The 12,311-nt window shown below is 55.4% G+C and carries 11 protein-coding genes; 1 reads left to right on the plus strand and 10 read right to left on the minus strand.

Annotation, left to right across the window (positions count from 1 at the left end; all coding sequences use genetic code 11):
* Nucleotides 1-134 precede the first annotated feature (134 nt).
* The 6 genes from rlpA to NA197_RS10090 form a co-directional block, all read right to left on the minus strand.
* On the minus strand, nucleotides 135-1,268 hold the full coding sequence (rlpA, locus tag NA197_RS10065) for an endolytic peptidoglycan transglycosylase RlpA (RefSeq protein ID WP_023227396.1): 1,134 nt from the start codon (nucleotides 1,266-1,268) through the stop codon (nucleotides 135-137).
* A 10-nt stretch (nucleotides 1,269-1,278) separates the two neighbouring features.
* The gene (gene mrdB, locus NA197_RS10070) at nucleotides 1,279-2,391 is read right to left on the minus strand and encodes a peptidoglycan glycosyltransferase MrdB (protein WP_000131713.1); all 1,113 of its coding nucleotides are present in this window, start codon (nucleotides 2,389-2,391) and stop codon (nucleotides 1,279-1,281) included.
* 2 nt (nucleotides 2,392-2,393) lie between these two features.
* Complete coding sequence (gene mrdA, locus NA197_RS10075; RefSeq protein WP_000828700.1) at nucleotides 2,394-4,295, minus strand: peptidoglycan DD-transpeptidase MrdA; 1,902 nt, start codon at nucleotides 4,293-4,295, stop codon at nucleotides 2,394-2,396.
* 30 nt (nucleotides 4,296-4,325) lie between these two features.
* Nucleotides 4,326-4,793, minus strand: coding sequence for a 23S rRNA (pseudouridine(1915)-N(3))-methyltransferase RlmH (rlmH, locus tag NA197_RS10080; RefSeq protein ID WP_064043000.1), 468 nt, complete (start codon nucleotides 4,791-4,793; stop codon nucleotides 4,326-4,328).
* A gap of 3 nt (nucleotides 4,794-4,796) precedes the next feature.
* Nucleotides 4,797-5,114 carry a ribosome silencing factor gene (gene rsfS / locus NA197_RS10085; protein ID WP_001161670.1) on the minus strand — a complete coding sequence of 106 codons (318 nt, stop codon included), beginning with the start codon at nucleotides 5,112-5,114 and terminating at the stop codon, nucleotides 4,797-4,799.
* Nucleotides 5,115-5,442: 328 nt separating this feature from the next.
* Nucleotides 5,443-6,051 (minus strand): adenosylcobalamin/alpha-ribazole phosphatase, encoded by a 609-nt coding sequence (locus NA197_RS10090; RefSeq protein ID WP_064043001.1) that lies wholly within the window; start codon nucleotides 6,049-6,051, stop codon nucleotides 5,443-5,445.
* A 96-nt stretch (nucleotides 6,052-6,147) separates the two neighbouring features.
* On the opposite strand from NA197_RS10090, the gene cobD reads away from it, so the two are divergent.
* Entirely contained in the window at nucleotides 6,148-7,242 is a 1,095-nt protein-coding gene (gene cobD, locus NA197_RS10095) for a threonine-phosphate decarboxylase CobD (protein WP_064043002.1), read from the plus strand.
* Here the strand turns inward: cobD and nadD are convergent.
* Genes nadD through leuS form a run of 4 tightly spaced genes read right to left on the minus strand, consistent with a single transcriptional unit; the run spans nucleotide 7,217 to nucleotide 12,078 of the window.
* Nucleotides 7,217-7,858, minus strand: a complete 642-nt coding sequence (gene nadD / locus NA197_RS10100) for a nicotinate-nucleotide adenylyltransferase (RefSeq protein ID WP_001518902.1) — start codon at nucleotides 7,856-7,858, stop codon at nucleotides 7,217-7,219. The genes cobD and nadD overlap by 26 nt on opposite strands.
* A gap of 1 nt (nucleotide 7,859) precedes the next feature.
* A complete protein-coding gene (gene holA, locus NA197_RS10105) occupies nucleotides 7,860-8,891 on the minus strand; it encodes a DNA polymerase III subunit delta (protein ID WP_000620491.1) in 1,032 nt (343 codons plus the stop codon).
* Nucleotides 8,891-9,481, minus strand: coding sequence for an LPS assembly lipoprotein LptE (gene lptE / locus NA197_RS10110; protein ID WP_001269950.1), 591 nt, complete (start codon nucleotides 9,479-9,481; stop codon nucleotides 8,891-8,893). Before lptE ends, holA begins: the two co-directional genes overlap by 1 nt.
* Nucleotides 9,482-9,495: 14 nt before the next feature.
* A complete protein-coding gene (gene leuS, locus NA197_RS10115) occupies nucleotides 9,496-12,078 on the minus strand; it encodes a leucine--tRNA ligase (RefSeq protein WP_001157919.1) in 2,583 nt (860 codons plus the stop codon).
* Nucleotides 12,079-12,311 lie beyond the last annotated feature (233 nt).

Raw genomic sequence — 12,311 nt, forward strand, 5'->3', positions numbered from 1 at the left:
GAACTACGACGTCCGTGATGAAATTAAAAAAAGAGCCCTACTATAGCAAAAGCATAACTGGCAGGCATCTGACTTTCCGCGTGACTTTGTTAATGTCATTTACAGAAATTGACAGTACAGATACCTGCGATCGGTTACTGCGCGCTGGCGATAAAGGACTGTAATTGTGCTTCTGTTTGCAAACGTTGCTGTAACGCGCTGGCTTCGGCTTTACTGGCAAAAGGCCCCAGTTGAATACGCCAGACCGCGCCGTTTTGTATTACGCGCCCTGGTACGCTGAACTGCTGGCTTAAACGCTGTTGGTACTGCTGCGCACGCGTTTGATCGCTGACGGCGCCGACCTGGACGACGAAACGACCGCTCGCCGCGGTGGCTGGCGCACTCACCGGGGCAGCGGCGGCAGGCGCGCTTACCGGCGTCGCAGTCGCTGGAGCCGTCGCTGGAGCCGCCACCGGCGCGGAAACCGGCGCTGGCTGTGGCGCCGGCGTCGGTTCATTACCCTCCAGCACGCCAGGCGCCAGCGTGGTCGGCGCGCCGAGGAAGCCGCTGCTGCTCACCGGCGCGCCGGTGGTATCGTCACTTTTCAACGTGGAATTACTGACCGGAAGAACGTCGCCTTGCGGTTGCGCAGGCGCTGAAGAGGCGCTTCCCATTCCGCCGCTTAAATCAGGGCGCGGGGGCAGAGCGTAGGTCTGTTTCGCCACCGTCGTACAGGCCATCCCCGGGCCGGAGAGCGAACCATCCGGCGCCACGATAATAGGGTCAATCCGTACTTTAGTATTATTCGAGGTATTCAGACGATCCGCCGCCGCGCGGGACAGGGAGATGACCCGATCGGTGCCATAGGGGCCGCGATCGTTAATACGCACGACGATCATGCGACCGTTGGCCAGGTTGGTGATTCGCGCATAGCTGGGGATAGGCAGTGTCGGATGGGCGGCGGTAAGCTGCATCGGATCGAACATCTCCCCGGAGGCGGTTAAATTACTGCCGGGTTCCGCATCATAAATAGCGGCCAGGCCAGCCTGGCTAAAGCGGGACGGGTCCTGAACGATTTTATAACTTTTACCGTCACGCTGATAATCCTGGTTTGCGGTCGGATTCAGAGGTTCATAACGCGGTTCCGCTCCGCTGATTTCCACAGTCGGACCATTACATACCGCAGGTTGCGGCGCGACGGTGGTTTGCTGCTGACCGCCGTCATTAGTACATGCCGCGAGTAGTACTATCCCTGCCGCGACGCAGATTACAGGCAACTGCTTACGCATTGCGCACCCCTTATACGCTTTTCGACAACATTTTTCTGTGGGTGTGGATCGACATCACAATCCCGAACCCGGCCATCAGCACAATCAGTGCGGAGCCCCCGTAGCTGACCAGGGGTAAAGGTACTCCAACCACAGGCAGAATACCGCTCACCATACCAATATTTACGAAGACATAAACGAATAATATTAACATTAATCCGCCAGCCATCACGCGACCAAATGTAGTTTGCGCTCTGGCGGCAATCCACAGACCGCGCATTATTAGCAAAATATAGAGCGCGAGCAGAATCAGGATGCCCACCAGACCGAGCTCTTCCGCCAGTACCGCGAAGATAAAGTCGGTATGGCGTTCGGGTAAAAACTCCAGCTGCGACTGGGTGCCGTGGAGCCAGCCTTTACCGCGCAGGCCGCCTGAGCCAATGGCGATTTTAGACTGAATAATATGATAGCCCGCGCCCAGCGGATCGGTCTCCGGATCAAGGAGCATCATGACGCGCTGGCGTTGGTAATCGTGCATCAGGAAAAACCACAAAATAGGAATAAACGCAGCGATCAATACAATGGCGACCCCAATTAAGCGCCAGCTCAGGCCAGACAAAAATAGGACAAAGAGACCGGAAAGGGCGACCAGAATAGACGTCCCCAGGTCCGGCTGGGCGGCGACCAGCAGGGTAGGCATAAAGATTAATACCAGGGCGATGGCGGTATTTTTCAGCGAGGGCGGGCAGACGTCGCGGTTAATAAAGCGGGCGACCATCAGCGGCACGGCGATTTTGGCTATTTCCGAAGGCTGAAAGCGAACGATTCCCAGATCGAGCCAGCGCTGCGCGCCTTTGGATATTGCGCCAAAGGCATCAACGGCGACCAGCAAAATGATACAAATGATATAGAGATAGGGCGCCCAGCCTTCATACACGCGCGGCGGGATCTGCGCCATCACCACCATGACCACCAGCCCCATCGCAATCTGACCGATTTTACGCTCCATCATGCCGATGTCCTGGCCGCTGGCGCTCCAGATGACCAACGCGCTGTAAACCAGTAACGCCAGCAGAATGAGTAGCATCGTGGGATCGATATGAATTTTGTCCCAGAAGGTTTTTTTGTTCGGATTATCCGTCATGATTATTGGTCCTCCGCCGCTGCAACCACCGGGTTTTCCGCAGGCAAATGGGTGTTGTTGTCGCCCAGCATGATGTGATCAAGGATTTGGCGCATGATCGTGCCTACTGCCGGGCCTGCGCCGCCGTTTTCAAGGATGATCGCGACGGCGACCTGGGGATTGTTATACGGCGCAAAGGCGGTCATTAATTTATGGTCGCGCAGGCGCTCGGCGATTTTATGCGCATTGTACGTTTCGTTGGCCTTCAGGCCAAAGACCTGCGCGGTGCCCGACTTCGCCGCGATTTTATAGGGCGCGCTGGCAAAATATTTATGCGCCGTGCCGTTAGGGCGGTTGGCGACGCCATACATGCCATCTTTCGCAATTTCCCAGTAGCCGGAGTGAATATCGCCCACCGGCGGCTCATGCGGCTGTACCCACGGCACCTGTTTACCGTTTTCCGCGGTGCTCATTAACAGGTGCGGGACTTTAACTACACCGTCGTTAATAAGGATCATCAGCGCCTTACTCATCTGAATCGGCGTTGCCGTCCAGTAGCCCTGGCCGATGCCCACCGGAATCGTATCGCCCTGATACCACGGTTTTTTAAAGCGTTTCTGTTTCCACTCGCGGGTCGGCATATTACCAGAGCGCTCTTCTGCGAGATCAATTCCGGTATAGTGACCATAGCCGAACTTACCCATCCATTCTGACAGGCGATCGATCCCCATATCATAGGCCACCTGATAGAAGAAGGTATCCGCCGACTCTTCAAGGGATTTGGTGATATTCAGATGCCCGTGGCCCCATTTTTTCCAGTCTCGGTAGCGTTTCTCAGACCCTGGCAACTGCCACCAGCCAGGGTCGAAAAGACTGGTGTTACGGGTGATGACGCCAGCGCTTAACGCCGATACGGCGACGTAAGGCTTAACGGTAGAAGCGGGTGGGTAGACACCCTGAGTCGCGCGGTTCACTAATGGCGTGTTCGGGTCGTTAAGCAGCCCGGAGTAATCTTTGCTGGAGATGCCGTCCACGAAAAGGTTAGGGTCGTAACTTGGCATGGAGACCAGCGATAGCACGCCGCCGGTACGCGGATCGGTGACAATCACCGCCGCGCGACTGCCTGCCAGCAGCGTTTCAATATACTGCTGGAGCTTGAGATCCAGCGTCAGGTAGATATCGTGTCCGGCCTGCGGCGGCACCTCTTTAAGCTGGCGAATAACGCGGCCGCGGTTGTTGACTTCAACCTCTTCATAACCGGTTTGCCCATGCAGAATATCTTCATAGTAGCGCTCAATGCCCAGCTTGCCGATGTCATGGGTGGCGGCGTAGTTCGCCAGTTTGTTTTCTCTGTCGAGACGCTCGACGTCTTTATCATTGATTTTCGATACGTAGCCGATAACGTGGGTCAGCGCCGATCCGTATGGATAATAGCGGCGTTTATAGCCTTTGACTTCGACGCCCGGAAAACGGTACTGGTTGACAGCAAAGCGCGCGACCTGAACTTCCGTCAGGTTTGTTTTCACCGGAATAGAAGTAAAGCGATGGGATCGGGCGCGCTCTTTTTTAAAGGCGGCGATATCGTCGTCGTTTAAATCGACCACACTGCGTAGCGCATCCAGCGTTTGCTGAACGTTATCCACCTTTTCCGGCATCATTTCAATCTGATAGATAGTGCGGTTCAGCGCAAGGGGAATGCCGTTACGGTCGTAGATTATCCCGCGGCTTGGCGCAATTGGCACCAGCTTGATACGGTTTTCGTTCGAGCGGGTCTGGTAATCGGTAAAACGGAGAATTTGCAGATTATACAAATTGGCGATCAGTACGCCGGTCAGCAGCAAAATACCCAAAAAGGCGACCAGCGCCCGACGCACAAACAGTGCGGACTCAGCCGTATAGTCACGAAAAGAATTTTGTCGTTTCATCCGCTGCTTAATCTTCTCAAGACTTCACGATCACTCACGGTGATAAGGGTGGTTGGTTGTGATGCTCCACGCCCGGTACAAACTCTCCGCAACCAGAACCCGAACCAGCGGGTGAGGGAGCGTTAACGCCGAGAGCGACCAGCTCTGTTCCGCTGCCGCTTTGCAGGCGGGAGATAATCCTTCCGGGCCGCCAATCAGCAAACTGACGTCGCGCCCGTCCTGTTTCCAGCGCTCCAGCTCATTGGCTAACTGCGGCGTATCCCACGGCTTGCCTGGAATATCCAGGGTAACAATGCGATTCTTACCGGCGGCGGCCAGCATCTGCTCGCCCTCTTTGTCGAGAATGCGTTTGATATTCGCGTTCTTGCCGCGTTTGCCCGCAGGGATTTCGATCAGCTCAAAGGGCATATCTTTCGGAAAACGACGCAGATATTCCGTAAATCCCGTTTGAACCCAGTCGGGCATCTTCGTGCCGACAGCGACAAGTTGCAGCTTCACGCATTAACTCCAGAGTTTTTCCAGTTCATACAGGCGGCGACTTTCTTCCTGCATGACATGCACAATCACATCGCCCAGATCGACGACAATCCAGTCAGCCGCATTTTCGCCTTCGACGCCCAACGGCAGCATACCGGCCGCGCGCGACGACTGCACCACGTGGTCGGCAATAGACATAACGTGACGGCTGGAGGTGCCGGTACAAATAATCATACAGTCGGTGATACTGGATTTACCCTGAACATCTAAGGCGATGATGTCCTGACCTTTCAGGTCATCAATTTTGTCGATAACAAAATCCTGGAGTGCTTTACCCTGCAAGTTTTCCCCCTGGGTGAATAATTGCGTTATAACGATAGAAAAAAGGCCAACAGGCTGGACCGGTAAGGCGTTGCGAGTTAACGCTAACCTTCCGGCGGGACGCCGTGTAGTATACCTGAATCAGCGGCGATACCGGGACTTATGTCGCCGGATCGGCGTTTAAAACCAGATTATCATCCCATCCCACGTCACAGAAAGCATCGCCATTTTTGTAAAACAATTTCTGCAAAGCTCTGCAAGGTGAAAAAAGCCTGGCTGCGGAGAATAACAGCCTGTCGGGGGCTGTCAATGGGCGAAACCGCTGCGGCGAGAAAAAACGGAAAATTCATCACTCAGGCCGCCAGACGGCACGACTATTTAATACTTTCAGGGTGGCGAACCCTTCGCATATGTCGATTGTGCTCCAGCATCCCTGTTCTACCCGGAAATGCCATAGCGAGGCGGCGGGCATTGCGAGCAGGCGGGCAATCAACAGGCTGAGTACGCCCTGATGGCTGACGATCAGCAGGTTCTGGCAATCGCTGAACGCGCCGAGTCGCGAGATAAAGCGCTCTACGCGCCGGGTAAAAGCCTGAAAACCCTCGCCATTGGTCGGAACCGCATTCTGCCAGTCCGTACACCAGGCGGCATAGCTTTCGGCATCTTCATGGGTGAGGTCGCGGTGATGGCGCATTTCCCAGTCGCCGAAGTACATCTCATTAAGCTCAGGTAAGATGTGTTGCGGCACATCCCGGCCCTCCAGTACGAGCCGGGCGGTATGGCGCGCGCGCTCCAGCTCGCTGCATAACACCCGGTCAAATGGCGCGTGGCGCAATAAAGTATGTAGCGTTTTCGCCTGGCCAATCCCTTTTTCCGTTAACGGCGTGGGAGCATGTCCGCTATACAACCCGGCGACATTGGCCTCGGTTTCGCCATGACGCACCAGCCACAATCGCATGGTATTCCTCATGAGGTTAAATGCGCAAAACATGATAATGCCCCTGATTGCGCAACGTTTTTTTCACTAAAATAGCGTTTTTTGGCCGGAGGCATAATGGCGTTATTCAACAGCGCGCATGGCGGTAATATTCGGGAAGCCGCGACGGTGTTGGGCATCTCGCCTGACCAGTTACTGGATTTTAGCGCAAACATTAATCCGCTGGGTATGCCTGTCAGCGTGAAACGCGCGCTTATCGACAATCTGGACTGCATTGAGCGCTACCCGGACGCCGATTATTTTCATTTGCACCAGGCGCTGGCGCGTCACCATCAGGTGCCGGCATCGTGGATACTGGCGGGAAATGGCGAGACGGAGTCAATCTTTACCGTGGCGAGCGGTCTTAAACCGCGTCGTGCAATGATTGTCACGCCAGGTTTCGCGGAGTATGGCCGGGCGCTGGCGCAAATTGGCTGTGAAATTCGTCGCTGGTCTCTACGCGAAGCGGATGGCTGGCAGCTTACCGATGCCATTCTCGAGGCGTTGACGCCCGATCTGGACTGCCTGTTTCTGTGTACGCCCAATAATCCTACCGGCCTGCTGCCGGAGCGGCCGTTATTACAGGCCATTGCCGATCGCTGCAAATCGCTGAACATTAACCTGATCCTGGATGAAGCGTTTATCGATTTTATTCCGCATGAGACGGGCTTTATTCCTGCTCTTAAAGATAATCCGCATATCTGGGTGCTGCGTTCGCTGACCAAATTTTATGCCATTCCCGGCCTGCGGTTGGGATATCTCGTCAATAGCGATGACGCGGCGATGGCGCGGATGCGTCGCCAACAAATGCCGTGGTCGGTTAACGCGCTGGCGGCGCTTGCCGGTGAGGTAGCGTTACAGGATAGCGCCTGGCAACAGGCGACCTGGCATTGGTTACGGGAGGAGGGCACCCGGTTTTATCAGGCGCTTTGTCAGCTCCCCCTGCTGACGGTTTATCCCGGGCGGGCAAACTATCTGTTGTTACGCTGTGAGCGAGAGGATATTGATCTGCAGCGACGGTTGCTGACGCAGCGGATTTTAATCCGTAGCTGCGCTAACTACCCGGGGCTGGACAGCCGCTATTATCGTGTGGCGATACGCAGCGCTGCGCAAAACGAGCGTCTGCTGGCGGCGCTGCGCAATGTGCTTACCGGTATAGCCCCTGCTGATTGATGTAGTTCAGCACGTTTTCCGGCAACAGATCGTCGCAGGATTCGCCTTTTTCCAGCCGTTCGCGGATGAGGGTTGCGGAGATATTAAGCCAGGGCGTTTCCGCCAGGTAAATTTTACCGGCTGGCAACTGGTGCAGATCGTCCGGCGTATGGGTCAGATGCTGTTCCAGCCACTGCTGGTGTTGCGCCTGCGTCATTTCAAGGGGATAGCCCGGACGACGACAAACGATCAGGTGAGTGTTATCAAGGATGGTGTCGTAATCATGCCAGGTGGGGAAGTTAAGTAGCGAGTCCTGGCCGATAATAAACGCCAGCGGCGCTTCGGGCCCCTGTTCTTCGCGCCATGCTTTCAGCGTTTGCGCAGTGTAAGAGGGCGCGTTTCGCTGTAGCTCGCGTTCATCCAGCGTAAAAAGCGGCTTATCGGCGATAGCCAGCTCCAGCATATATTTACGCTGCGCGCTGGAGGCTTCCGGCTGGGGGCGATGCGGCGGCACATTGTTAGGCATAATAATCACCCGCGATAAGCCGATCAGATTCGCCAGCGTTTCAACAGGTTTAAGATGTCCATAATGCACCGGATCAAAGGTGCCGCCGAATAAAGCCTGTAACGATTTCATATCACCCATCAATAAATACGTCTGCCAGCGCCTTATGGCAGAGCAGGAGCGACAGCCCTTCAAGGTCTGCCCATACCGACTGACCATAATCCTGTTTGAGCGTAATTTCTGTACGCGTCAGTAACTGCACGGCCTGGCGAAGCTGTGCAGGATGGAGACGCTGCAACGCGTCGCCGATCATGGGGCGACGGTTTTGCCAGACCCGGTGTTTATCAAACAGCGCGCGTAACGGCGTATGCGCGGACTGACGTTTGAGATTGACCAGTAGCAGCAGCTCTCGCTGGAGGGTGCGCAGCAGAATAACCGGTTCGCTGCCTTCAAGGCGTAGCTGTTGCAGGATATGCAGCGCGCGTTTGCTTTTCCCCATCAGTAACGCATCCACCCAGTGGAAAGGGGTAAAGTGGGCGGCGTCATTGACGGCCTGCTCCACGCGAGGAAGCGTTAACTTACCGTCAGGCCAAAGCAGCGACAGCCGTTCCAGCGCCTGCGCCAGCGCCAACAGATTGCCCTCATAGCAATAGCACAGCAGTTGGTTCGCGGCGTCATCCAGTTGCAAATTCTGTGCTTTCGCTCTGGCGGCCACCCAGCGGGGAAGCTGCGCCTGCTCCGGCGTCTGACAACTGACCTGAACGCTACGGTCTGCCAGCGCGGTATACCAGGCGGCGTTTTCCTGCGCTTTGGTGAGCTTGTTTCCGCGTACTATTAATAACAGGTCGTCATGCAGCAGCTCGCTCAGGGTGGCGAGTTGCTCGTTCATTGCCGCGTTAGGCCCGTTTTCCGGCAGTTGCAGCACCAGCGTTTGACGGCTGGCGAACAGGCTCATCGCCTGGCAGAGTGAGAAAAGCGATCCCCAGTCGGTACTGGGATCGAGAGTAAAAGCGTGGTGCTCTTCGAAGCCTTGCGACGCAGCCGCCAGACGAATAGCGTCCTGACTTTCCTGCAGCAGCAGCGGATCGTTGCCCAATAATAGATATGCCGCACGCAGCCCTTCGTTGAGCTGCGCGCGGAGTTGTTCAGGATACAACCTGATCATTAGTTACTCAGCGTAGTGGAGACGCGTGCTGGCGTAGAGGCGGGCGCCGCCGTCTCATTGTCGGCGGTAGCCTCCTCTTTCGTCGCCTGAATATCCGCCGCGCGGACGCTGGTCAGCTTACGAATCAGCTGTTCAGCGGCTTTGTCATACATCTCCTGAACGATCATGGCCTGCTCGTTATCCTTCGCCAACGCCATCTGCGGGTTATCGAAGAACGAACGGTACACTTTCGTGCTGATAGGATAGATGTCATGGCCCGGAATCAATACCGAGGCATTGACGGTCATTACCATCTGATATTCCGCCGTCTGGCCATCCTGGAACACTGACGCCGTATCCTGCGAAATAGTCACCGTTCCAAGCCGCAGAGACGGAACGTCTTTGCGCGTTGTGTCTTTATCAAGCAGGTTTACGTTATTCAGCCGTAACTGATTACGTACCGCACGACTTAGCGGACCGTTCGGATCGCCGGAATCGAGGATCATCGTTTTCATTGAAGCCGGAACCTGCGTAGTGCTACGCAGATGCCAGCCGCATCCGGCGGTGACCAGCACCGCCAGAGATAACAACAGTGTTACCAGATATCGCACGCTTCCTCCCGCGCTTAGCCAACAACCAGATTGAGGAGTTTACCCGGAACGTAAATCACTTTACGCACGGTAACGCCATCAAGATATTTTGCCACCAGATGTTCCTGGCCTGCACGTTCACGCACCTGTTCTTCGGTGGCATCCACCGCAACGGTGATCTTACCGCGAACTTTACCGTTAACCTGCACGACAACCAGCGTGGTGTTTTCCACCATTGCCTGCTCGTCGGCAACCGGCCACGGCGCGTTGTCGATATCGCCTTCGCCGCCCAGTTCCTGCCACAAGGTAAAGCAGACGTGCGGGGTGAACGGGTTAAGCATACGCACGACGGCCTGCAGCGCTTCCTGAAGCAGTGCGCGGTCTTGTTCGCCTTCCTGCGGGGCTTTCGCCAGTTTGTTCATCAACTCCATGATCGCCGCAATGGCGGTGTTGAACGTCTGACGGCGGCCGATATCATCGGTCACTTTGGCAATGGTTTTATGCACATCGCGACGCAGCGCTTTTTGATCTTCGCTCAGTGCATCGACGTTCAGCGCCGCGACAGAACCTTTAGCAGTGTGTTCGTAAACCAGCTTCCAGACGCGTTTAATAAAGCGGTTTGCGCCTTCTACGCCGGACTCCTGCCATTCCAGAGTCATATCCGCCGGAGAAGCGAACATCATAAACAGGCGTACCGTGTCCGCGCCATAACGTTCAACCATTACCTGCGGGTCGATACCGTTATTTTTCGACTTGGACATTTTACTCATGCCAGTGTAGACCAGCTCATGACCCGCTGCGTCTTTTGCTTTGACAATGCGGCCTTTTTCATCGCGCTCGACGATAGCGTCAACTGGCGAAACCCAGTTACGTTCGCCGTTCTCGCCGACATAATAGAACGCATCCGCCAGTACCATGCCCTGGCACAGCAACTGTTTAGCCGGCTCGTCAGAGGTGACCATGCCCGCATCGCGCATCAGCTTATGGAAGAAGCGGAAGTAGAGCAGGTGCATGATGGCATGTTCAATACCGCCGATGTAGATGTCGACCGGCAGCCAGTAGTTTGCCGCTTTCGAATCCAGCATTCCTTCCTGATACTGCGGGCAGGTGTAACGCGCGTAGTACCATGACGATTCCATAAAGGTGTCGAAGGTGTCGGTTTCACGCAGCGCCGGCATACCGTTAACGGTGGTTTTCGCCCACTCAGGATCGGCTTTAATCGGGCTGGTGATGCCGTCCATGACGACATCTTCCGGCAGAATAACCGGCAGTTGATCTTCCGGCGTCGGCAGCACGGTGCCGTCTTCCAGGGTGACCATCGGGATCGGCGCGCCCCAGTAACGCTGACGGGAAACGCCCCAGTCACGCAGACGATAGTTCACTTTACGTTCGCCGACGCCTTTTTCCGCCAGTTTATCGGCAATGGCGTTAAACGCCGCTTCAAAGGCCAGACCGTCGAACTCGCCGGAGTTAAACAGCACGCCTTTTTCGGTCAGCGCCTGTTCGGAAAGATCCGGCTCGGAACCGTCGGCGGCCAGAATCACCGGCTTGATGGTCAAACCGTATTTGGAGGCAAATTCGTAGTCGCGCTGATCGTGACCCGGAACGGCCATCACCGCGCCAGTGCCGTACTCCATCAGCACAAAGTTTGCCGCCCAGACCGGGATCTCTTCGCCAGTTAACGGATGAATCGCTTTATAGCCGGTGTCGACACCTTTTTTCTCCATGGTCGCCATTTCGGCTTCGGCCACTTTGGTGTTACGGCATTCGTCGATGAACGCCGCCAGCTCGGCGTTATTCGCCGCCGCTTTTTGCGCCAGCGGATGACCGGCGGCCACTGCCAGGTAGGTGGCGCCCATAAAGGTATCCGGACGGGTGGTATAGACGGTCAGCGTGTTATCGTAACCCTTCACATCGAAGGTGATTTCCACGCCTTCAGAGCGGCCAATCCAGTTGCGCTGCATCGTTTTTACGGTATCAGGCCAGTGGTCCAGCTTATCCAGATCGCGCAACAGCTCGTCTGCGTAAGCGGTGATTTTGATAAACCACTGTGGGATCTCTTTACGCTCAACTTTGGTGTCGCAGCGCCAGCAGCAGCCGTCGATCACCTGTTCGTTGGCGAGAACGGTCTGATCGTTCGGGCACCAGTTAACGGCAGAAGTCTTCTTGTACACCAGGCCTTTTTTATACAGCTCGGTGAAGAACTTCTGTTCCCAACGGTAGTATTCCGGGGTGCAGGTCGCGATTTCACGGCTCCAGTCATAGCCAAAACCCAGCGTTTTGAGCTGGTTTTTCATGTACGCGATGTTGTCGTACGTCCACGGCGCCGGCGCGGTGTTGTTCTTCACCGCCGCGCCTTCCGCCGGCAGGCCGAAGGCGTCCCAGCCGATTGGCTGCAGCACGTTTTTGCCCAGCATACGCTGGTAGCGGGCAACCACGTCGCCGATGGTGTAGTTACGTACGTGGCCCATGTGTAGTCGGCCAGAAGGATAGGGAAGCATCGACAGGCAGTAATACTTCTCTTTGCTCTCGTCTTCGGTCACTTCAAATGTGCGCTTCTCATCCCAGTGAAGCTGTACTTTGGATTCTATCTCTTCCGGGCGGTATTGCTCTTGCATGGCAGCCAGTAGTCCTGTTTTCGATACAGCTACAAATGTAGCTTTAGAGGTGGTGTTTAGATCCGCATAGCATAGCCCAAACACGCACGTCAAAACAGGGGGTAGAACATTTGTCGCGCCAGGCGTCCATGAGCAGGTGACGCAAAATGCGACACGACTGAGGCAAATTACCGCAGTTCCTGTCATCGCCAGATCATCTCATGAAAATAAAGTCATATAAATCATGTTGTTAA

This window comes from Salmonella sp. NW884 (genome assembly GCF_051700745.1).
Classification (GTDB): domain Bacteria; phylum Pseudomonadota; class Gammaproteobacteria; order Enterobacterales; family Enterobacteriaceae; genus Salmonella; species Salmonella enterica.